Origin of the sequence: Arthrobacter sp. AG258, from assembly GCF_004364695.1 — a bacterium.
Taxonomy (GTDB): domain Bacteria; phylum Actinomycetota; class Actinomycetes; order Actinomycetales; family Micrococcaceae; genus Arthrobacter.
Map to the genome: position 1 here is coordinate 149,118 of NZ_SOBI01000003.1, position 20,180 is coordinate 169,297.

Sequence of the window (20,180 nt, forward strand, 5' to 3'; positions counted from 1 at the left end):
GGGCGGCCTCCGGCTTGGAAAGATGCGTGGTTCCGGCACAGGCACGTCACGCTTGGATCTGGCCGACCGATCCCACCCTACCCCTGCCCCACCCCGCGGGGTTGGTTCTTGGATCCCGGACAGGACGACGGCGGCGTTGCTGGTTTTTCTGCCCGGCGTACGGTGAGCTTGATGCATGCCTTTCCAGTCCCCAGCCGTCGACGTCCCGCCGCAGCCCTGGACAGGGAGGTACGACGGCGACGGCCCGGCCCACCGCCGCTGGTGGCAGGCAGTGAACCAGGTGCTTGAGCCCGGTCCGTCGGACGCGGAGGGCGGCCAGGGTGCCGGGCACCCAGTGGCCTCGGGCCGGAAGCCGGTGGCCTTGCTGGGTTTCGCCAGCGACGAGGGAGTACGCCGAAACAAGGGCCGGACCGGGGCTGCCGCCGCCCCCGCAGCGCTGCGGACGGCGCTCGGACCCCTGGCCTTCCATCTGGACCGCACCGTTTCCGATTGCGGTGACGTGGTGGTGTCCGGAGACCGGCTTGAGGCCGGCCAGGAACGGCTGGGCCATGCCCTGGCAGCCCTGCTCGACGCCGGCCACCAGACTGTCGTCCTGGGCGGCGGCCACGAAACCGCCTACGCCAGCTACCTTGGCGTCAGTGCGTCGGCCGCGGTCCGGAGCGGGCAGCGGCTGGGCGTGCTGAACCTCGACGCCCACTTCGACCTCCGCGACGCAGCGGTTCCAAGTTCGGGTACGCCGTTCCTGCAAATGGCCCGTGCGGAAACGGACGCCGGACGCGACTTCCGTTACGCCGTCGTCGGCATTTCGGAGCCAAACAACACCCGGGCCCTGTTCGACACCGCGGGAAAACTCGGCGTCCGTTACCTGCTGGACGAAGACTGCGAGGCAGAACGCGTCCAGGCGTTCGTGGCGGACTTCCTGGCGGAAACCGACATCCTGTACCTGACGATCGACCTGGACGTACTTCCCGCCTCGGTGGCCCCGGGCGTCAGCGCCCCCGCAGCCTACGGCGTGCCACTTCCCGTGATCACGGCCGTGTGCCGGCAGGTGGCCGCGAGCGGGAAGCTGCTGCACCTGGACGTGGCGGAACTGAACCCCGCATTCGACATTGACGGACGGACCGCGCGAACGGCCGCCCGATTGGTTGACACGCTGCTGCGCTGACAGTCCTTGGCGGCCGGCCGGCCGGGTCAGGCCGGGTCACGCCTTCAAGACATAACGCCGTTCCGGCCGCCCCACGCCGTACTTGAGCCGTACGTCCAGGGCGCCTGCGTCATGGAGGTATTCCAGGTAGCGGCGGGCGCTGACGCGGGACGTTCCGAGCTCCTGGGCAACCTCCGCGGCGGACACGTCGCCGGCGGCAGCGTTGAGGGCGGCCTCCACCAGTTTCAGGGTCTCGATGCTGCACCCCTTGGGCAGCGGCCGTTCGCCGCGGTCCAGGCCGAATACCCGGTTGACGTCCGATTGCTCGGCCACGTCCTTGGCGGCATCCAGGCCCTGGTACGCGCTGCGGTAATGTTCCAGCCGCTCCTGCAGGTCCGACTGGGAAAACGGCTTGATCAGGTAATGCACGATGCCGCCCCGGAGCGCCTTCCGTACCGTTTCGACCTCGCGGGCGGCACTGATCACGAGGACGTCCAGTTCGGGGGCCACGCTGCGCAGCCGGTGCATGAGGTCCAGGCCGTTGACGTCGGGCAGGTGGATGTCCAGCAACACCAGGTCGGGCCGGAGCCGTTGGGTCTCGGCAACTGCCTGTGCCCCGGTGTGGGCCGCCCCCACCACGGTGAAGCCGGGCGTGCGCTGGATGAATCCGGCATGCACTTTGGCCACCATGAAGTCGTCGTCGACGATCAGGACTTTGATCATGCCTGGGTACTCCCTCGTTTCAGCACGGCCCTAAAGACCGCCCCGTGGTCATTGGCCACCGTCAGGTCCCCGCCGCCGCGGCGGCAGACAACCCGGGACATCGCCAGGCCAAAGCCGCGGCTGCCCGCCGGTCCTGGTTCTTTGGTGGTGAAGCCCTGGCGGAAAATGTGGTCGGCCGAGCCGCCCGGGACGCCGGGCCCGTTATCCCGGACTGTGACCACCACGTCCTCCCCGGCTCTGCCTTCCACCAGCACCGTGACGGCTGCCTGTGGAAGCCCGGTGACGGCGTCGAACGCGTTGTCGACGAGGTTCCCCACCACCGTGGTGAGGTCCCGGGACAGCGCGTCATCCACCTTGTCCAGCCCTGAACCCGGGTCCAGCTGCAGTGCCACGCCACGCTCGGCGGCCAGGCTGGATTTGGCGATCAGCAGGGCGGCGAGCGCGGGATCGGCGATCCGGCCGGTCACCTCGTCGTTGAGCCGGGTCCGGTCCACCGTGGCGCCGTTGACGAACTGGACCACGGACTCGTACTCGCCGATCTGGATCAGGCCGGAAATGACATGGAGCTGGTTGGCGAACTCATGGGCCTGGGCCCGAAGGGTGTCCGTGGCGGTGCGGGTGGCGCCCAGCTCCTGCTCAAGTTCAGAGAGTTCCGTCCGGTCGCGGAGCGTGGCCACCGATCCGATCACCTTGCCGCGGGACCGGATGGGCACCCGGTTCATCACCACCAGGCGGTCCCCGACGAGCACCAGCTGGTCCGGTCCGGGCTGGTCCTGGGTGAGGACTTGCTTGAGGGCCGGCTCGACAGCCAGGCCGGACACCCGCTTGCCCACGCAATCCGGAGGGAGGCCCAGCAGCGCCCGTGCACTGTGGTTGGCCACCGTGATCCGTTCGTGCAGGTCGAGAGCCACCACGCCCTCCTTGAGGCCGTGCAGCATGGCTTCCCGGTTTTCCACCAGGCTGGTGATTTCGCTGGGTTCCATGCCGAGGGTCTGCCGCTTGACCCTGCGCGAAAGCAGGAGGGACCCGGCGATGCCCAGGACACTGGCAACCCCAAGGTAGGTAAGGAGATTGGGGACGGCGTCGCCCAGCCGTTCCAGGACGGTGGGATAGTTGCGGCTGATGGAGGCGATCCCGATCATGCGGCCGGAATCGTCCAGGACCGGCACATGGGCGGACAGGAGCGGTGCGGGCGTGCCGCCCACCACTCCGGTCCAGGCCCGGCCTTCCATCACCCGGCTCGCGCCGAGCTCCAGCGGCCGGCCCAGCAGGCTGGGATCCGAGGATGCCACCACGGTACGGTCCAGTTTCGCCAGCGCCACCCGGGATGAGCCCGAGACAATGCGCACGGACTCCGCCACAGCGGGAAGCACGGCACCGCCACGCGGCTCTGTGTCCGGAAGCAGCTCACGCACCACCGGGTTGCCGCCGAGCGCTTCCGCTGCCGACAGGGCACGCCTGCCCTCGGTCCGTTCGAAGGCCGCCGCGGACTGGGCCAGGGAAATGGCCACCACGCCCACCAGCACCGCCAGGACAATGAGCAACTGCAGCAGAAGGTACTGCCCCGCAAGGGACATTCCTCGTCGTCGAGTCACAATGGTCTTCCTGGTGTTCCGGGGGCGATACCCGGGAACTATATCCCAAAGCCCGCGGCCGGGCCGTCGTGGGGGTTTGGAAACGTGAACGCAATGAACACAACTTTCTCTGCGTACACAAGAGTGATCCGCGTCACGACCGCCCCTAGCATCGGAACCACAAGGCACCGGAACTGCAACGCAGCCGGCGCCGATCAAGATTTGTTCGAGAGAAGAGGAACACATGCGCCAGATCCGCGCATTGCGAATTGCCGCCGTTGCCGCCGGCATCGCCCTGATGGCCACCGGTTGCGGTGCCACCAGCAAGAGCTCCACCGGTTCGGAAAGCTCCGGCGCCGCCGCCGGACCCATCACCGGCCTGCAGATCATGGTCCCCAACACCCCCGGCGGCGGTTACGACACCACCGCCCGCGCCGCCGCGAAGGTCCTCGACGACGAGAAGATCTCCACCAACACCGAAGTCTTCAACCTCGCCGGGGCCGGCGGCACGGTGGGCCTGGCCCGCGTGGTCAACGAGAAGGGCAACGGCGATCTTGCCATGCTCATGGGCCTGGGTGTGGTGGGCGCCAGCTACACCAACAAGTCAGAGTCCAAGCTGACCGACACCACCCCGCTGGCCCGGCTGATCGAAGAGCCCGGCGCCATCATGGTCAGCAAGGACTCCCCGTACAAGACCATCGATGACCTGGTGAAGGCCTGGAAAGCCGATCCCGGCTCCATCGCCGTGGGCGGCGGCTCCTCGCCCGGCGGCCCCGACCACCTGCTGCCCATGCAGCTGGCAGGGGCCGTGGGCATCGACGCCACCAAGGTCAACTACGTTGCCTACGACGGCGGCGGCGACCTCCTGCCCGCAATCCTCGGCAACAAGCTCGGCTTCGCCGCCTCCGGTGCCGGCGAGTACCTCAAGCAGATCGAATCCGGCGAGGTCCGGGTCCTGGCCACCAGCGGCGAGAAGCGCCTGGACGGCGTGGACTCACCCACGCTCAAGGAATCCAACATCGACCTGGTGTTCACCAACTGGCGCGGCGTGGTGGCCCCTCCGGGCATCAGCGACAAGGACAAGGCATCGCTGATCGCAGCCCTCGAAAAGATGCACGGCACGGCCGGTTGGAAGGAAGCGCTGAAGACCCACAGCTGGACCGATGCCTTCATCACCGGTGACCAGTTCAAGACCTTCCTCACCGAGCAGGACAAGCGGGTGGCGGACGTCCTCACCAAGCTTGGGTTGGCGTGACCTCCCTGATCACAGGCCTCAAAGGCCGCTCCGAGCTGGGAGTTGCACTCCTGCTCGGGGCGGCCGGCGTCCTGGTCTTCCTGGATGCCAACGGCCTGGTCACCCCATATTCGAAGTCCGACCCGGTAGGCCCCAAGACCGTTCCGTTCATCGTGGCCGGAATGCTGGTGGTCTGCGCCGTGCTGCTGGCCGTCAACGTCCTGCGCGGCGGCAAGGGCGAGGCTGAGGGCGGCGAGGATGTCGACCTCACGCACCCCGCCGACTGGAAGACCGTCCTGCCGCTGGCCGGCGCCTTCATCCTGAACATCCTGCTGATCGACTGGGCCGGCTGGGTGATCTCCGGAACGGTCCTGTTCTGGGGCAGCGTGCTGGCCCTCGGCAGCCGCCGCTACGTCCGGGACGGCCTGATCTCCGTGGCCCTGTCCCTGTTGACCTTCTACGGCTTCTACCTCGGCCTGGGCATCGCGCTGCCGGCCGGCCTCCTGGAAGGAATCCTCTAAATGGACGTCTGGTCCTCCCTGATGGACGGCTTCGCCACCGCCCTGACCCCCATGAATTTCCTGTACGCCGTCATCGGCGTCGTCCTGGGCACCGCCGTCGGTGTCCTCCCCGGCCTGGGCCCGGCCATGACCGTTGCCCTGCTGCTTCCCGTCACGTACGCCCTGGAACCCACCAGCGCCTTCATCATGTTCGCCGGCATCTACTACGGCGGCATGTACGGCGGTTCCACCACCTCGATCCTCCTCAACACCCCCGGCGAATCGTCCTCCGTGGTCACCGCCATCGAGGGCAACAAGATGGCCAAGGCGGGCAGGGCGGCGCAGGCGCTTGCGACGGCGGCCATCGGCTCGTTCGTCGCCGGCACCATCGGCACGGCGCTGCTGGCCGTCTGCGCGCCGATCGTGGTGAAGTTCGCCGTAAGCCTTGGTGCACCCAGCTACTTCGCCATCATGGTCTTGGCGCTGTTGGCGGTCACGGCCGTACTCGGTTCGTCCCGCCTGCGCGGTTTTGCTTCCCTGGGCCTCGGCCTGGCCATTGGCCTGGTGGGCATGGACTCCGTGACCGGCCAGCGGCGACTCACATTCGGCCAGCCGCTCCTGGCCGACGGCCTGGACATCGTGGTGGTGGCCGTGGCCATCTTCGCCGTGGGAGAGGCCCTCTGGGTGGCCGCGCACCTGCGCCGCACCCCCCTGCATGCCATTCCCGTGGGCCAGCCCTGGATGGGCAAGTCCGACTGGAAGCGCTCATGGAAGCCCTGGCTGCGCGGGACTGCCTTTGGCTTCCCGTTCGGCGCGCTGCCGGCAGGCGGCGCCGAGATCCCGACCTTCCTCTCCTACGTCACCGAAAAGCGCCTCAGTAAACACCCCGAAGAGTTCGGCAAGGGTGCTATCGAGGGCGTTGCCGGCCCGGAGGCAGCCAACAACGCGGCGGCCGCCGGCACCCTGACCCCCATGCTGGCCCTGGGCCTGCCCACCAACGCCACCGCTGCCGTCATGCTCGCCGCCTTCACGTCCTATGGCATCCAGCCGGGCCCGCAGCTCTTCGAAAGCCAAGGGCCCCTTGTGTGGGCGCTGATCGCCAGCCTCTTCATTGGCAACCTGCTGCTCCTGCTGATCAACCTGCCGCTGGCACCGATGTGGGCGAAACTCCTGCAGCTGCCCCGCCCCTACCTGTATGCCGGCATTCTGTTCTTCGCCACGCTGGGCGCTTACTCGGTGAACCTGCAGGCGTTCGACCTGGTGATCCTGCTGGTCCTGGGCGCACTCGGCTTCATGATGCGGCGCTTCGGGCTTCCCGTCCTGCCGCTGATCCTTGGCGTGATCCTGGGCCCTCGCATTGAAGGGCAGCTCCGCAAGACCCTGCAGCTGAGTGCGGGCGACCCCGCGGGTCTCCTCAGCGAGCCGATCGCGGTCGGCATCTACGTGATTATCGGCATCATCCTGCTCTGGCCGTTTGCCTACAAGCTGTTCCGCCGGAATCGTCCGGCGCACAAGCCCCTGGTTCCAGCCAATTCGGGCGCAGCGGACTACAGTGACTGAACAGCTCCCCCACCCACGCCCAGCAGAACAGGAAACAACATGACCGTCGTTGTGGGATACGTCCCGACCCCGGAGGGCGAAGCTGCCCTGACGCAGGCCATCACCGAGGCCCGAAAGGCCAACAGCACCTTGGTGCTGATCAACTCCTCCAAGGGTGAAGCGGCAGTGGACAGCCGGTTTGCGCAAGAAGGCGACATCCAGGACATCGAGCAGCGGCTGGCCGGCCAGGGCATCGAGTACCTGATCAAACGGCCCGTCCGCGGCCATGATGCCGCAGCCGAGGTGCTGGACGCCGCGGAGGAGCACAACGCCGACCTGATCGTGATCGGCCTGCGCCGCCGAACGCCGGTGGGCAAGCTGATCATGGGCAGCACGTCCCAGCGCATCCTGCTGGAGGCGGACTGCCCGGTGCTGGCCGTAAAAGCGGGCCGGTAACCCTAGGCCGTTGCGGCCGCCGGGGCCCGGAACAACTCCTGGCGCTGGCGGCCCAGGCCTGCCACTTCCACCTCCACCACGTCGCCCGGCTGGAGGTAGGGGAAACGGCCGCTGAGGGCAACACCCTGCGGCGTCCCGGTGAGGATCACGTCGCCTGGTTCCAGCCGCATGTACTGGCTGCAATGATGGACCAGGGTGGCTGCGTCAAAGATGAGCTCTGAGGTCGAGGAGTCCTGGCGTGGTTCACCATTGACCCAACTGCGCAGCGGGAGGTTGCCGCCGTCGATATCCTCGGCCGGAACCAGCCACGGGCCAAGGGGCGTTGACCCGGGAAGCGACTTGCCTTTGGTCCACTGGCCCGCGGCTCCCGGCAACTGGTATTCGCGTTCGGAGAGGTCGTTGGCCGTGACGTAGCCGGCGATACACGCGGCTGCTTCTTCCGGGGAGCCCAGGTAGCAGGCCTCCCTGCCGATCACGATGCCCAGCTCCACCTCCCAGTCGTACTTTGTGGAATGCGGAGGGATCGGGGCCGGGTCGAAGGGGCCGGCGACCGTATTGCTTGGCTTGAGGAAGACCACCGGAACCGTGGGCGGTTCGGCTCCCGACTCGGCCGCGTGGGCGGCATAGTTCATCCCGATGCCCACCACTGAGCCGGACCTGGCCACTGGCGGTCCGACCCGCAGCGCTTGCGCGCCTTCAAGGACCGGGAGGTCACCTGCCGCCAAGGCTTTCCGGACCTTGTCCAGGCCGCCGGCAGCGAGGAACCCGCCGTCGACGTCATCCGTCAGGGGCAGCAGGCTGAAGTACCGGCCGGTGCCGTCCGCTGAGGGAACGAGCACTGCGGGCTGTTCGCTGCCGCTGTTGCCCAGGCGCATGATCTTCATACCGAATCTCCTCAAGGTGTGGGGGCGGGACTGCTGGATGGGGCCCTGGCGGCGCCCGCTTCCATGGTCGTTGATTCCGTCCGGCGCCGCGAACGAACGCTTTGTGACCGCCTCTCCAGTGGTTTAGGAGGGCAGTCATCTGACATATATGGATACTGATCGTTAGAATAGCGGAGCCACCCGGCACGAAACACAGAAAGTTCAGTACATGATCACAAGCACTTTGGAGCGCGTCCCCGCCGCTGCCAAAACCGCCGAAGGCCCGGAACTCCGGTCCATCAGCCTCGAGTTCTCCAGCGCCAGCGAGGTCCACTCCGGGCTGGAAGAGGCGGTAGCCGAGTTGATTGAGGTGGCAGCGAAGGACGCCGCCTGCGGCATCCTGGTGACCAGGCTGCACCCGGGACGCTACACGGTGGCCCTGGACGAATCCGTCCCCTTTGGCGAGACTTACGAATCCGTCGCGGCCTGATTTCCCGGCTGCGCGGCCCACGGGCCACCGGACGAACGCTTGGAGCCAAAGAAAGAATCCCCGCAGGGCCGTAAGGCGCTGCGGGGATTCTTTTGTCTAGCGGGTGCGGCCTTCAGGCGAGGCGGACCTGGACGCCGTCGGACTTCAGGAAGAGCTGCTTTTCCGACAGGCCTGACGGTCCGGCCGGCACCAGCCAGAGGACGTTGCCGCTCTGCGACACCTCTTCCACTTCCCCGGCTGCCACCACATGCGCATGCTTGATGATTTCGACGCGGTCCCCGGCTTTGAGGGCCTTCCAGTTGGATACCGCGGCGGAATGGGCGTTGCGCCTGGACAGGACTGCCCCACGTGCTTTCATGTGAACTTCTACCCCTTTGTATTGTTCTGCTGCCACAGCGTCGTTGATGTGACTTTCACTACACCATCAGTTCTACTACACTCCGGACCCCGCCACTGGCAGTGTCGCCGGATATTCCGCAGTTCGGACCGGAGTGCAGCAGGTACTGAAGATCCTTCGGTTTTCAGGCCAGGAAGCCGACGGCGGATTCGGCCGCCCGTCGCACTTCCCCGGAGGCAACCAGCCGGTCCGCCGCCTCCAGTTCCGGAGACAGGAAACGGTCCGTCCCCGGGCCCTCCACCACGGCGCGAAGGGCGGCCACGACGGCGGTGCCCGCCGGGCCCGGCGTGAGCTCCCCACCGGAAAGCTGCGTGCGGATATCCAAGGCCCGCGCAGACGTCACCAGCTCGATGGCCAGGACCCGCCGGAGGTTCTCCACTGCCTTGCGCAGCTTCCGCGCCGCGTGCCAGCCCATGGAGACGTGGTCCTCCTGCATGGCGGAGCTTGGAATGGAATCCACCGACGCCGGCACAGCCAGCCGCTTGTTGTCCGACACCAGGCCTGCCTGGGTGTACTGGGCAATCATCAGCCCCGAGTCCACGCCGGGATCGGAGGCCAGGAACGCGGGAAGGCCGTGCGAACGGGCGGGATCAAGCATCCGGTCGGTCCGGCGTTCGGCGATGGAGCTGAGGTCCGCGACGGCAATGGCAAGGTAGTCCAGGACATAAGCCACCGGGGCGCCGTGGAAATTGCCGTTTGAGCTCACGCGGCCGTCGGGCAGGACCACCGGGTTGTCGATAGCCGCGGCCAGTTCGCGGGTTGCCACGAGTTCCGCATGGTCGACGGTGTCACGGACGGCACCGGCAACCTGCGGGGCGCAGCGCAGCGAGTAGGCATCCTGCACACGGGAGTCACCCTCCTTGTGGGACGCGACAATCGGCGAGTCCGAGAGCACGCGCAGCATGTTGTCGGCACTGGCAGCCTGGCCGGGATGCGGGCGCAGCGCGGCGTGCAGTTCGGGAACGAACACCTGGTCGGTGCCCAGCAGCGCCTCAACGCTGAGCGCGGCGGTAATGTCCGCCGTCGCCAGCAGCTGGCGGAGGTCGGCAATGGCCATCAGGAGCATGCCCAGCATGCCCTCGGTGCCGTTGACCAGCGCCAGCCCTTCCTTCTCGGCCAGGGTGACCGGCTCGATGCCGTGGTCTGCAAGCAGCTCGGCGACAGTCCGCTCTCCCCGCCCGCCGTATGTGACGCCGTCGGGCCCTTCCGCTTCGCCTTCACCCATCAGCACCAGGGCGCAGTGGGACAGCGGAGCGAGGTCGCCGGAGCAGCCGAGCGAGCCGAACTCGCGGACCACCGGGGTGATCCCGGCGTTCAGCACGTCCACCATGGTTTGCAGCACCACGGGGCGGACGCCGGTTCGGCCGGAGGCGAGCGTCTTGGCGCGCAGGAACATGATGCCGCGGACCACTTCGCGTTCCACGGCCGGGCCCATGCCGGCGGCGTGGCTGCGGATCAGGGACTTCTGCAGTTGGGTGCGCAGGTCATTGGGGATGTGGCGGTTGGCCAGGGCACCGAAGCCTGTGGAGATCCCGTAAGCCGGGATGTCGCTGGACGCGAGGCTGTCGATGTGGGCGCGGACCTGGGCCACGGCCTCCAGGGCATCCGGAGCGATGGCCACTTTGGCGTCATGGCGGGCGACGGCGAGCACGTCCTGGGCAGTGACGCCGTTGGAGCCGAGGGTGACGGTCAGCGGTGAGTGGGTCGTTAGGGTCATCGGATAGTCCTAGTTCGTTGCTGCTGCGGAGTCGGCGGACTCTTGCATGGGGATTCGGACGCCGCGTTCCTTGGCGACGTCAAGGGCTCGTTCGTAGCCGGCGTCGGCGTGGCGGATCACGCCCATGCCGGGATCGTTGGTGAGGAGGCGCTCAAGCTTTTCGGCTGCGAGGTCGGTGCCGTCGGCAACGGACACCTGCCCGGCGTGGATGGAGCGGCCGATGCCCACTCCGCCGCCGTGGTGCAGTGACACCCAGGTGGCTCCGGAGGCAGTGTTGAGCAGGGCGTTCAACAGCGGCCAGTCCGCGATCGCGTCCGAGCCGTCAGCCATGGCCTCGGTCTCGCGGTACGGGGAGGCAACGGAGCCGGAATCCAGGTGGTCGCGGCCGATCACGATGGGCGCCTTGACCTTGCCCTCCTTGACCAGCTGGTTGAACAGCAGGCCGGCCTTGGCGCGTTCGCCGTAGCCGAGCCAGCAGATGCGGGCGGGGAGGCCCTCGAATTCCACCCGCTCCTGGGCGGCGTCGATCCAGCGGTGCAGGTGCTTGTTCTCGGGGAAGAGTTCCTTGATGGCCTCGTCCGTAACGCGGATGTCCTCAGGGTCGCCCGAGAGGGCCACCCAGCGGAACGGGCCCAGGCCCTCGCAGAACAGGGGCCGGATATAGGCCGGAACGAAGCCGGGGAACTCGAAGGCCCGCGCGTAGCCGCCCTTGCGGGCCTCATCACGGATGGAGTTGCCGTAGTCAAAGACCTCGGCGCCGGCGTCCTGGAATTCGACCATGGCCTGGACGTGGCGGGCCATGGAGGCCTGGGCCTTCTTGGTGAAGCCTTCCGGGTCCGCGGCTGCCTCGCGGTGCCATTCCTCGACCGTGATTCCTTCGGGCAGGTAGCTCAGGGGATCGTGCGCGGAGGTCTGGTCGGTGACGATATCGACGGTGAGCTCGCCGGCCTTGTGGCGGCGCAGGATCTCGGGGAAAACCTCGGCGGCGTTGCCGACATAGCCCACGGACCAGCCGCGGCGTTCCTCCTTGGCCTTGAGGACCTTGGCGATGGCGATATCGAGGTCGGTTTCGACCTCGTCGAGGTAGCGCTTGCCGGCCCGCCGGCGCAGGCGGGTTTCGTCGACGTCGACAATCAGGCAGGCGCCGTCGTTCAGGGTGACGGCGAGCGGCTGGGCGCCACCCATGCCACCGCAGCCGCCGGTGAGGGTCAGCGTGCCCGCCAGGGTGCCATTCTCATCGCCAGTGAGCTTGCGGGCAATCGCGGCGAACGTTTCGAACGTGCCCTGCAGGATGCCTTGGGTGCCGATGTAGATCCAGGACCCGGCGGTCATCTGGCCGTACATCATCAGGCCCTCGGCCTCGAGCCGGCGGAACTCGGGCCAGTTGGCCCAGTCGCCGACGAGGTTGGAGTTGGCCAGCAGCACTCGCGGGGCCCATTCGTGGGTGCGGAAGACGCCGACCGGCTTGCCGGACTGGACCAGGAGGGTCTCATCCTTTTCCATGGTTTCCAGCGTGCGGGTGATGGCGTCGAACGCGGCCCAAGAGCGGACGGCGCGGCCGGTGCCGCCGTAGACCACCAGGTCGTCCGGGCGCTCGGCGACCTCGGGGTCCAGGTTGTTCATGAGCATGCGCAGCGGCGCTTCGGTCTGCCATGACTTTGCGGTGAGCTCGGTGCCGCGGGCTGCTTTGACCGGGCGGGCACCGGTGGTGAAATCGGCGGGTGCCATGGTGGGCTCCTTCGGGTGGTGTCTGTTGGAGGAAAGAAGTTCTGTTTCAACTAAAGCCCTTGGCGGACGGGCTTCACAGGGGTTTTGACGGGGCGCTGTCCGGTATTCCAGACATGCGCGGCATCCAGTTGCAAGGGTTTGCGGAGCGGAACAAACAGGGGCGCTCCGGGGCCCCGGGAACGCCTGGGGATTGCCGGGCGGCGGCTGCCTGGCCGGCCTGCCGGGCGGCAGCTGGCTGGACTACTTGCCGGGCCGGCCGTGGAGGCGGAGGGAAAGTTCATCGGCCACCTTCTGGACGCGCGCCGCAAGGACGGGCCATTCCGCCGCGGGCAGCTTGTCCTCGAGGAAGGTCACTGCCACGGCCGCAGTTGGCCATCCCAGGTGGTCTGTCACGGCAGCGGCAATGGAGCCGAAACCCGGCGTAACCTCTCCGTGTTCGGTGGCGTACCCCCGCTGGCGGACCTGGTCCAGGTGCGAGGACAACGCGGAGTATTTCATGATGGCCCCCACCACCTCATGCCGGGCGGTGAAGGCGGCGGCGTTCGGGTAGAGCGCGCGTACTTGCGATTTGGGCAGCGCGGCAAGGATGGCGCGTCCGCTGGCGGTGAGGTGGCTGGGAAGGCGGACGCCGACGTCGGTCACCAGCGACGGGCGGTTCTTCGCCCGTTCCTCCACGATGTACAGGACATCACGGCCGTGCAGCACTGCCAGGTGGGCGCTCTCACCGATGGCATCCACGAGGCTCGCGAGCAGGGGGCGGCCCAGCCGGGACAACGGTTCCTGCCGTGAATAGGCGGAACTCAGTTCGAAGGCGCTGATCCCCAACCCGTAGCGTTGCTCCTCATGCAGGTGGAGGACGAAGCCATTCGCCTCCATGACACCCAGCAAGTGGTAAACACTGGACCGGGGCAAATTCAGGCTGGAGGCGATCTGGGAGGCTGCCATCGGCCCGCGCCGGGAGGCCAGCAGCTTCAGAATGCGGAGGGTATTTTCTGCAGCAGGAACTTTCGAGGATGCTTTGACCGCCACGCGGGGCGCCTGGGGGCCGGTGCTTACCTGGGGGTTGGTGCTTGGTGGAGTGCTCATTGGGTGGAGGGGCCCTTCTGGCTAGCTCTGTCCGGTATCCCGTACTTCAGTGTGACGGCTGCCCTTTCCGCTTATGGCACCCCCGCAATTCAATGTGTCCGGTATACCAGACGCTGGCCTGCCCAGCGCAGCTTACGGTGCCGGATCATCCACGTTTCGGTAGAGTCCGGACCATGGACGGGAAAGAAACCCTGCACACGTACCTCCGGATCCGGCGGGACAACCTGTTGGGCAAGCTGGACGGACTGGGCGATTACGACATGCGCCGGCCCCTCACGCCAACGGGCACCAACCTGTTGGGACTGGTCAAACACGTTGCCAGCGTGGAGTTGGACTACTTCGGCGTGGTCTTCGGCCGGCCCAGTGGGCGCCACCTGCCGTGGCTCGAGGACGGCGGCCGCCCGGACGCAGACATGTGGGTAACGGCTGGCGAGTCATTCGAAGACATCGTCGAACTCCACCGCTTCGCAGGAACGCACAGCGACGCGACCATCGAGGCTCTGCCGCTCGACGCTCCAGGCTCCGTGCCGTGGTGGCCGGAGGAGCGCCGCCAGGTTACCCTGCAGCAGATTCTCGTCCATATGGTTGCTGAACGTGCCCACCATCTGGGCCACGCGGACATACTCCGTGAACTGATTGACGCGACCGTCGGCCAGCGTCCAGGGGACCCGAACCTGACGTCCAGGACACCCGAAGAGTGGGCGGCGCACCGCGCCGAAATCGAAGGTGCAGCGCGGGACGCAGCCGGTACCTGGCGGAATTGATGCCAGCGTGAAGAGCACAGGGTATTGAAGAGGAAGCGCCCGAAAAGTGGAGGGTCTGACCGCAACGGGTCCCGAATCTGCGGTCACGGAGGAGCGCACTGATCTCGGAGGAGGCAAGGCACGGGGCCGGTTCCAGCCTGGTCAGGGTGGAGCCTCGAGGTAGCGGGACAACGCGTTTTCCCAGGGAGATCCGTGGTGGCGCACTATATCGATGGTTCCCGCCCGCGCCAACGACGTTCCCTGTGAGGGCGGACAATGGGTTGGCCAGTGGGGTGGTTCCCAGTCCTGGTGCTCGCTGCTGTAGCGGCGACCGGAGGGTGAAATCCAGCCGGGTGGTTTGTTTTTGCCGGCAGTCGTGGGTTTCCAGGCCGTGGTATGCCGGAGCCTGTGGTGTTTGGGGCAGGGCTGACCGAGGTTGCTGATCCCGGTGGCACCACCCTTGGCCCAGCTGAGGAGATGGTCGGCGTCGTTGTCGAGGGAATGGTTGCTGCACCCGGGAAACGGGCATTTTCCGTCCCGCATCCGCAGCCAAGCCCGCATGGCCTTGGTCAGCCGATAGCTGGTCCGCCCGATTTCCAGCGGTGCACCGTCCCTCGGATCCACCAGCACCCGGTAGAACGACCCCGCCCCCTCGGCCACCAGGGCCCGTGCCATTGACGGTGGAATGGGACCGTACCCGTCCAGGACCGCCGGTTCATCGGTGAAGCCCATCAGCGAGAACACCGGGACAGTGACCAGCACCTGAGCGCGGATCCCGGAGAAAGGGCGCTCAGCGGCCTGGCATCCCCCGCTGCCTGCGGGGAAGGTAGCCAGCAGCGACGAGGCGTAGTTGTCAGCCCGCAACTGGGATAGCGTGCGACCTTCCTCAGTACCCTGCATGCTGCGAGCCTCGGAGGTGAGCCGGTCCCAGACTGCCGAGGCTTGGCCGGCGGGCAGGTATGCGGACAGCCAGGCCATGCCGTCCCGGTCCGGCCTGTACTCCACCCGCCGTTCTGCCGCTCCCTTGGAGTGACGGGCTTCGATACTCCCGGCATGGTGACGCTCCCGCCACGTGCGGGCCTTCACCCTGAACCGGTGCGCCGGCATCTCCCCGGGGGGACAGCCCCGCGCCGGATCGGGGGCATCCGGGTCCAGGAAATGCGCCTCCAACGCCGCAGCCCCGTTCACATCCAGGCTCGCCGTCTCATCCGCCATCACCACCGCGTGGCCCCAGGACAGGGTCCCTGCCTGCAGCCCCGCAAGGGTCCGCGGCAACGAGGTAACAACGGCGTGCGAGGTAGCCAGGAATGTCGATGCCGCCCTCGGTCCAACCGCCAGGACGCAGCCAACTTCCGCCGCGACCGCCATCTCATGGGCCTGCACCGGCACGTCGGGCCCCGCAACAGCAGAAGCACTTTCCGCATAAGCGACCGCGGCCTTCGCTTTCAGTCCTGCGATCATGGCCTCCACGGCCCTGACGCCCGCCAGGATGTCGAGGCACCCATCAACAAGGGTGGCCAACGGGTCAGCACACTCCTTCGTGGCGGCAACCGATCCGCGTCCAGCTCTGTCCACCTCGGTGTCCAGCGCGGCAAGGGCAGCCTTGATCTCCTCGAATGCCCTCACCGCCGCCGCTTTCCCCATGACCCAACTATGGCAAGGGGGTACGACATTCAAACCCGGCCAGGTTTCGACTGATCACCTCCCGGACAGTCTGGAACCGAAGACAGCAACCAGCCGTGAGCCTCATCACGATGCCTGCGAAAATGGTCTGCTGGTTAACGGCTCCCCTCCCAATGACGAGAAGGTATTTGCATGCAACCAGCTTCAACCCCAACCCGGACCGAAACCGCGGCGGAAACGCACAAGCCGGCTGCCGTCGTCGGACACGTCCTCAACCGCGGCTTGAACGTGCGGCACATCCGCTTCATGGCCCTGGGATCGGCGATCGGCACGGGCCTCTTCTACGGCTCCGCTTCCGCCATCCAGAAAGCCGGACCAGCCGTCCTGCTCGCCTACATCATCGGCGGCGCCGCGGTGTTCATGGTGATGCGCGCCCTCGGTGAGATGGCGGTGAGGCACCCTGTGTCCGGTTCCTTCAGCCAGTACGCCGGACGGTACCTTGGCCCACTGGCCGGCTTCGTGACCGGCTGGACGTACGTGTTCGAGATGGCCATCGTGGCCATCGCCGACGTCACTGCCTTCAGTATCTACATGGGGTTCTGGTTCCCGCAGGTGGACCGCTGGATCTGGGTCCTTGCCGTCATCTGCTTCCTGGCGGCGTTGAACCTGCTCAGCGTCAAGGTCTTCGGCGAACTCGAATTCTGGTTCTCGCTGATCAAGGTCGCCGCCATCATCTCCATGATTGCAGGCGGTGCCGCGATCATCACGTTCGGGTTCCAGGCCGCCGGTTCAACCGTGGCACCGGGCCTTGGCAACCTCGTTGACCACGGCGGACTGTTCCCGAACGGCTTCGAAGGCCTGCTGGCATCCTTTGCCGTGGTGATGTTCGCCTTCGGCGGGATCGAGACCCTTGGCATCACCGCCGGTGAAGCGGCCGACCCCAAGAAGGTCATCCCCAAGGCCGTCAACACCGTCCCGGTCCGCGTACTGCTCTTCTACGTCCTGACGCTGGGCGTCCTGATGAGCCTTTTCCCGTGGGACCAGGTGGGCAGTGACGGCAGCCCCTTCGTCCAGATCTTCAGCGGCCTGGGTATTCCCGCGGCGCCCCACATCCTCAACGCCGTGGTGATCACCGCCGCGCTCTCCGCGATCAACAGCGATATCTTTGGCGCCGGGCGCATCCTCTTCGGACTCTCCAATCAGGGCCACGCACCGGCGGCGTTCGGCAAAGTCTCCCGCCACGGCGTCCCTTGGATGACGGTGGTCATGATGGCCGGGATCCTGCTGGTGGGCGTGGCCCTCAACGCGGTCATCCCGGAGGACGTGTTCCTGGTCATCGCCTCGATCGCCACCTTCGCCACGGTGTGGGTGTGGGTGATGATCCTGGCCTCCCACGTGGCAATGAAGCGGGAAATCGCCCGGAAGGGCCTGCCGGCGTCGGAATTCCCCTCACCGTGGTGGCCGGCCGCGTCAGTCCTCACCATTGCCTTCATGGCGCTGGTGATCGCCATCCTGGGCGCTTTCGAGGACACTCGGGTGGCCCTCTACGTGGGCGCCGCCTGGCTGGGCCTGCTGGTCCTGGCATACCGGCTGTGGGTGAGAGGTGACGGACGACGCCGAGCCCACCTTGAGGACGAAACCTCGCCGCTGCCCGTGGTCGGGACCGCCCGCCACAGCGGGTAGGCCCGTTATCGGCGACAGGTGCCCGGCCCCGCCGGGGCCGGGCACCTGTCGTCGTCCGGCGCCGTACTGTCTTCCGCTGCCTTACGCCGCAGCCGCGGCGGACCGGACGGCCTGGGCGAGGGACGTCGTCGGGCGTCCAATGAGGCGCCGGAGGTCTCCGGTGCTGACCAGGAGGTCACCGCGGGCGATGCCGAGATCCGAGTCCGCCAGGACCTCGGCGAATGCCTCCGGCACCCCCACGGAGGTGAGCAGGCCGGCGTAGTCCTTGGCGGGGAGGTCGTTGTAGGTGATGGCCTTGCCAGTGGCGGCGCTGATCTCAGCAGCGAGGTCCGCCATGCTGAAGGCTTCATCGCCGCCCAGCTCGTACACCTTGCCGGTCTGGTCCTCGGCCACCAGGACCGCGGCGGCGGCGTGGGCGTAGTCCACCCGTGCAGCGCCACTGACTTTGCCGTCCCCGGCGCTGCCTGCGACCGCACCCTGGGCGAGGGTACCGGGCAACTGCTCCGTGTAGTTTTCCAGGTACCAGCCATTGCGGAGCAAGGCGAAGGGAACACCTGACTCCCGCAGCAGGGCCTCCGTGGCCTTGTGCTCCCCGGCCAGCAGCATGCCGGTGGTGTCCGCGTTGGCGATGCTGGTGTAGGCCAGCAGTTCCACGCCTTCGGCCCGGGCTGCTTCGATGACGGTGCGGTGCTGTTCGACGCGCTGGCCCACTTCGCTGCCGGAGATGAGCAGCACCCGGGTTGCCCCCTTGAGCGCGGCGACAACTGAGCCTGCGTCGGCGTAGTCCATGGCCTTGACGTTGACTCCGCGCGCGGCGAAGCCGGCCAGCTTTTCCACGGAACGTCCGGCGGCCACAATTCCGGCTGCGGGCACCCCACGTTCAAGAAGGGCTTCGATGACGTGCTGGCCCAGCTGTCCGGTGGCGCCTGTAACAACAATGCTCACGATGGATCCTTTCGAGGAATTTGATCTGTCGAAGGGCACAACCGCGAGCCATCGAGAATACTTCCTCAAAGAGAGTACGCACTTTGAAGTAAGGTACTGACCTTTAGGTAAGCTAGTGACATGGAAGCTGTTCCGCAGGCCGCACCGCTGCCCCTCGCCTTCGCCGACGGCGTGTTCCCCGCCGGATGCCCCAGCAGGACCCTGCTGGACCACATCACCAGCAAGTGGGGAGTCCTGATCCTGATCGCCCTGTCCGAAGGCGAGCAGCGATGGAGTGATTTGCGGCGCCGGGCCGAGGGCATCAGCGAGAAGATGCTGGCCCAGACCCTGAAGACCCTCGAGCGGGACGGCCTTGTCAGCAGGAATGCCCAACCGGTCATTCCACCCCGGGTGGACTACAGCCTCACCCAGCGTGGCTACGAGCTGAGCGGGCTGCTGGTGCCCCTGGTGGCGTGGGCCTTCGAGAACGCGGAGGACATCATTAACAGCAGCCGCTGATGCTCCGCCGGACCGCTGGGGGATGTACCGCGCCCAACAGGCAAGTAGTTCCACTGGACAAAACAAGTACTTGTTACTGGTGTTGCTGATGTGAATAGCGCATAGCGTAGGCGTACGGTGCCGGCCGGAATGGGAGGACCATCCTCCGCTGGGAGCGTTCCGCCGACCAACACCGTTAGCAGGCGGCCGGCTGCCGCCTGAAGGGGAGGCCCACATGGCCAAGGGCTACGTACAGGACCTTTCCGGCATGGGCCGGCCCGTCAGCCTGCGCGATGCCCTGGTGACAGTATGGCGCCGGGCCAAGGGGGCCGTCAGCCCACGATGCCCCTACCGGGTGGGCGACACCGTGATTGGCGACGACCCCTTCAGCGGCAGGCGCGAAGGGGTCGTCGTATGGCATGATCGCCGGTCAGTGGGGCTGAAGACCACCCATGGCGTCTTCTTCTACGATCACCGCGTGGTCAAACCGATGGACTAGCGGGGTAACCTACCGGGCAGACCAGCCGCCGTCCATGGTGTAGCTGGCCCCCGTGACCATAGCGGCACTGTCGGAGGCCAGCCACGCAACCAGGGACGCCACTTCCTCCGGTTCCACCAAGCGTTTGATGGCCGATTCGGTGAGCATCACCTTGGCCAGGACCTCAGACTCGTCGATCCCGTGCACCTGGGCCTGGTCCGCGATCTGCTTCTCCACCAGGGGCGTGCGGACGTAGCCCGGGTTCACGCAGTTGGAGGTAACACCGTGCTCCCCGCCCTCCAGCGCCGTCACCTTGCTCAAGCCCTCGAGGCCGTGCTTGGCGGATACGTACGCGCTCTTGAACGGGGAAGCACGGATACCGTGCACCGACGACACGTTGATGATGCGGCCAAAGCGGTTGGCGTACATGTGCGGCAGGGCGGCCCGGACCAGCAGGAACGGCGCCTCCAGCATCAGGCTGATGATCCTGCGGAAGTCCGCCGGATCAAAGTCCTCAATGGGGCTGATGCGCTGGATTCCCGCGTTGTTCACCAGGATGTCCACATCCAGGCTGAGGGTGGCCAGGGCGTCCACGTCCAGGAGGTCCACGGCCCAGGCGGTGCCGCCCACCTCGTCGGCGAGCTTGGCAGCCGCGGCGGAGTCGACGTCGGCCACCACCACTTTCGCGCCCTGGGCCGCGAGTGCGCGCACGCAGGCGGCACCGATTCCGCTGGCACCGCCGGTGACCAGTGCCTTGCGTCCATTCAACGTGTTATCCAT

Annotated in this window: 20 protein-coding genes; 10 read left to right on the forward strand and 10 right to left on the reverse strand. The window is 66.9% G+C overall.

Features of this window, described 5'->3' with window-relative positions; translation table 11 throughout:
• Nucleotides 1-175 precede the first annotated feature (175 nt).
• Nucleotides 176-1,165 carry a formimidoylglutamase gene (gene hutG, locus DFO47_RS07045; protein ID WP_133831156.1) on the forward strand — a complete coding sequence of 330 codons (990 nt, stop codon included), beginning with the start codon at nt 176-178 and terminating at the stop codon, nt 1,163-1,165.
• Nucleotides 1,166-1,201: 36 nt separating this feature from the next.
• On the opposite strand, the gene DFO47_RS07050 is transcribed toward hutG, so the two are convergent.
• A complete protein-coding gene (locus DFO47_RS07050; RefSeq protein WP_018763075.1) occupies nt 1,202-1,867 on the reverse strand; it encodes a response regulator in 666 nt (221 codons plus the stop codon).
• The gene (locus DFO47_RS07055; protein WP_018763074.1) at nt 1,864-3,444 is read right to left on the reverse strand and encodes a sensor histidine kinase; all 1,581 of its coding nucleotides are present in this window, start codon (nt 3,442-3,444) and stop codon (nt 1,864-1,866) included. The genes DFO47_RS07050 and DFO47_RS07055 overlap by 4 nt, the downstream gene beginning before the upstream one ends.
• A gap of 241 nt (nt 3,445-3,685) precedes the next feature.
• Here DFO47_RS07055 and DFO47_RS07060 point away from each other — a divergent pair, with 241 nt between their 5' ends.
• From DFO47_RS07060 to DFO47_RS07075, 4 genes are read left to right on the forward strand one after another with little or no spacing between them, the layout of a single operon-like run.
• On the forward strand, nt 3,686-4,696 hold the full coding sequence (locus tag DFO47_RS07060; protein WP_018763072.1) for a tripartite tricarboxylate transporter substrate-binding protein: 1,011 nt from the start codon (nt 3,686-3,688) through the stop codon (nt 4,694-4,696).
• Nucleotides 4,693-5,196, forward strand: a complete 504-nt coding sequence (locus DFO47_RS07065) for a tripartite tricarboxylate transporter TctB family protein (RefSeq protein WP_133831157.1) — start codon at nt 4,693-4,695, stop codon at nt 5,194-5,196. Before DFO47_RS07060 ends, DFO47_RS07065 begins: the two co-directional genes overlap by 4 nt.
• On the forward strand, nt 5,197-6,735 hold the full coding sequence (locus DFO47_RS07070) for a tripartite tricarboxylate transporter permease (protein WP_109045826.1): 1,539 nt from the start codon (nt 5,197-5,199) through the stop codon (nt 6,733-6,735).
• A 39-nt stretch (nt 6,736-6,774) separates the two neighbouring features.
• Nucleotides 6,775-7,170 (forward strand): universal stress protein, encoded by a 396-nt coding sequence (locus DFO47_RS07075; RefSeq protein WP_018763069.1) that lies wholly within the window; start codon nt 6,775-6,777, stop codon nt 7,168-7,170.
• A gap of 2 nt (nt 7,171-7,172) precedes the next feature.
• On the opposite strand, the gene DFO47_RS07080 is transcribed toward DFO47_RS07075, so the two are convergent.
• Nucleotides 7,173-8,054: a fumarylacetoacetate hydrolase family protein gene (locus DFO47_RS07080; protein WP_133831158.1), complete on the reverse strand. Its 882-nt coding sequence runs from the start codon at nt 8,052-8,054 to the stop codon at nt 7,173-7,175.
• Between the two features lie 208 nt (nt 8,055-8,262).
• On the opposite strand from DFO47_RS07080, the gene DFO47_RS07085 reads away from it, so the two are divergent.
• Nucleotides 8,263-8,523 (forward strand): hypothetical protein, encoded by a 261-nt coding sequence (locus DFO47_RS07085; protein WP_018763067.1) that lies wholly within the window; start codon nt 8,263-8,265, stop codon nt 8,521-8,523.
• Between the two features lie 112 nt (nt 8,524-8,635).
• Here the strand turns inward: DFO47_RS07085 and DFO47_RS07090 are convergent, their stop codons facing one another.
• The 4 genes from DFO47_RS07090 to DFO47_RS07105 form a co-directional block, all read right to left on the reverse strand.
• Complete coding sequence (locus DFO47_RS07090) at nt 8,636-8,881, reverse strand: hypothetical protein (RefSeq protein ID WP_133831159.1); 246 nt, start codon at nt 8,879-8,881, stop codon at nt 8,636-8,638.
• Nucleotides 8,882-9,044: 163 nt separating this feature from the next.
• A complete protein-coding gene (gene hutH, locus DFO47_RS07095; RefSeq protein ID WP_109045824.1) occupies nt 9,045-10,637 on the reverse strand; it encodes a histidine ammonia-lyase in 1,593 nt (530 codons plus the stop codon).
• 9 nt (nt 10,638-10,646) lie between these two features.
• Nucleotides 10,647-12,365: a urocanate hydratase gene (hutU, locus tag DFO47_RS07100; protein ID WP_133831160.1), complete on the reverse strand. Its 1,719-nt coding sequence runs from the start codon at nt 12,363-12,365 to the stop codon at nt 10,647-10,649.
• Nucleotides 12,366-12,605: 240 nt separating this feature from the next.
• Nucleotides 12,606-13,451: an IclR family transcriptional regulator gene (locus DFO47_RS07105; RefSeq protein ID WP_133831161.1), complete on the reverse strand. Its 846-nt coding sequence runs from the start codon at nt 13,449-13,451 to the stop codon at nt 12,606-12,608.
• 173 nt (nt 13,452-13,624) lie between these two features.
• Between DFO47_RS07105 and DFO47_RS07110 the strand changes: the two genes are divergently transcribed.
• Complete coding sequence (locus tag DFO47_RS07110; protein ID WP_018763062.1) at nt 13,625-14,215, forward strand: DinB family protein; 591 nt, start codon at nt 13,625-13,627, stop codon at nt 14,213-14,215.
• 141 nt (nt 14,216-14,356) lie between these two features.
• Here the strand turns inward: DFO47_RS07110 and DFO47_RS07115 are convergent, their stop codons facing one another.
• Entirely contained in the window at nt 14,357-15,838 is a 1,482-nt protein-coding gene (locus DFO47_RS07115) for an HNH endonuclease signature motif containing protein (protein ID WP_133831162.1), read from the reverse strand.
• A gap of 171 nt (nt 15,839-16,009) precedes the next feature.
• On the opposite strand from DFO47_RS07115, the gene DFO47_RS07120 reads away from it, so the two are divergent.
• Nucleotides 16,010-17,500, forward strand: coding sequence for an amino acid permease (locus DFO47_RS07120; protein WP_133831163.1), 1,491 nt, complete (start codon nt 16,010-16,012; stop codon nt 17,498-17,500).
• 81 nt (nt 17,501-17,581) lie between these two features.
• Here the strand turns inward: DFO47_RS07120 and DFO47_RS07125 are convergent, their stop codons facing one another.
• On the reverse strand, nt 17,582-18,445 hold the full coding sequence (locus DFO47_RS07125; protein ID WP_133831164.1) for an SDR family oxidoreductase: 864 nt from the start codon (nt 18,443-18,445) through the stop codon (nt 17,582-17,584).
• Nucleotides 18,446-18,565: 120 nt separating this feature from the next.
• Between DFO47_RS07125 and DFO47_RS07130 the strand changes: the two genes are divergently transcribed.
• Together DFO47_RS07130 and DFO47_RS07135 are read left to right on the forward strand one after the other, a co-directional pair.
• Nucleotides 18,566-18,943: a helix-turn-helix domain-containing protein gene (locus DFO47_RS07130; protein WP_133831165.1), complete on the forward strand. Its 378-nt coding sequence runs from the start codon at nt 18,566-18,568 to the stop codon at nt 18,941-18,943.
• A 214-nt stretch (nt 18,944-19,157) separates the two neighbouring features.
• Nucleotides 19,158-19,421 carry a hypothetical protein gene (locus DFO47_RS07135; protein ID WP_133831166.1) on the forward strand — a complete coding sequence of 88 codons (264 nt, stop codon included), beginning with the start codon at nt 19,158-19,160 and terminating at the stop codon, nt 19,419-19,421.
• 9 nt (nt 19,422-19,430) lie between these two features.
• Here the strand turns inward: DFO47_RS07135 and DFO47_RS07140 are convergent, their stop codons facing one another.
• The gene (locus DFO47_RS07140; protein WP_133831167.1) at nt 19,431-20,180 is read right to left on the reverse strand and encodes a 3-hydroxybutyrate dehydrogenase; all 750 of its coding nucleotides are present in this window, start codon (nt 20,178-20,180) and stop codon (nt 19,431-19,433) included.

Excerpts from the sequence above, each read along its gene's own strand:
- hutG (WP_133831156.1), top strand. The coding sequence starts at position 176 with ATGCCTTTCCAGTCCCCAGCCGTCGACGTCCCGCCGCAGCCCTGGACA.
- DFO47_RS07050 (WP_018763075.1), bottom strand. The coding sequence starts at position 1,867 with ATGATCAAAGTCCTGATCGTCGACGACGACTTCATGGTGGCCAAAGTG.
- DFO47_RS07055 (WP_018763074.1), bottom strand. The coding sequence starts at position 3,444 with ATGTCCCTTGCGGGGCAGTACCTTCTGCTGCAGTTGCTCATTGTCCTG.
- DFO47_RS07060 (WP_018763072.1), top strand. The coding sequence starts at position 3,686 with ATGCGCCAGATCCGCGCATTGCGAATTGCCGCCGTTGCCGCCGGCATC.
- DFO47_RS07070 (WP_109045826.1), top strand. The coding sequence starts at position 5,197 with ATGGACGTCTGGTCCTCCCTGATGGACGGCTTCGCCACCGCCCTGACC.
- DFO47_RS07075 (WP_018763069.1), top strand. The coding sequence starts at position 6,775 with ATGACCGTCGTTGTGGGATACGTCCCGACCCCGGAGGGCGAAGCTGCC.
- DFO47_RS07080 (WP_133831158.1), bottom strand. The coding sequence starts at position 8,054 with ATGAAGATCATGCGCCTGGGCAACAGCGGCAGCGAACAGCCCGCAGTG.
- DFO47_RS07085 (WP_018763067.1), top strand. The coding sequence starts at position 8,263 with ATGATCACAAGCACTTTGGAGCGCGTCCCCGCCGCTGCCAAAACCGCC.
- DFO47_RS07090 (WP_133831159.1), bottom strand. The coding sequence starts at position 8,881 with ATGAAAGCACGTGGGGCAGTCCTGTCCAGGCGCAACGCCCATTCCGCC.
- hutH (WP_109045824.1), bottom strand. The coding sequence starts at position 10,637 with ATGACCCTAACGACCCACTCACCGCTGACCGTCACCCTCGGCTCCAAC.
- hutU (WP_133831160.1), bottom strand. The coding sequence starts at position 12,365 with ATGGCACCCGCCGATTTCACCACCGGTGCCCGCCCGGTCAAAGCAGCC.
- DFO47_RS07105 (WP_133831161.1), bottom strand. The coding sequence starts at position 13,451 with ATGAGCACTCCACCAAGCACCAACCCCCAGGTAAGCACCGGCCCCCAG.
- DFO47_RS07110 (WP_018763062.1), top strand. The coding sequence starts at position 13,625 with ATGGACGGGAAAGAAACCCTGCACACGTACCTCCGGATCCGGCGGGAC.
- DFO47_RS07115 (WP_133831162.1), bottom strand. The coding sequence starts at position 15,838 with ATGGGGAAAGCGGCGGCGGTGAGGGCATTCGAGGAGATCAAGGCTGCC.
- DFO47_RS07120 (WP_133831163.1), top strand. The coding sequence starts at position 16,010 with ATGCAACCAGCTTCAACCCCAACCCGGACCGAAACCGCGGCGGAAACG.
- DFO47_RS07130 (WP_133831165.1), top strand. The coding sequence starts at position 18,566 with ATGGAAGCTGTTCCGCAGGCCGCACCGCTGCCCCTCGCCTTCGCCGAC.
- DFO47_RS07135 (WP_133831166.1), top strand. The coding sequence starts at position 19,158 with ATGGCCAAGGGCTACGTACAGGACCTTTCCGGCATGGGCCGGCCCGTC.
- DFO47_RS07140 (WP_133831167.1), bottom strand. The coding sequence starts at position 20,180 with ATGGATAACACGTTGAATGGACGCAAGGCACTGGTCACCGGCGGTGCC.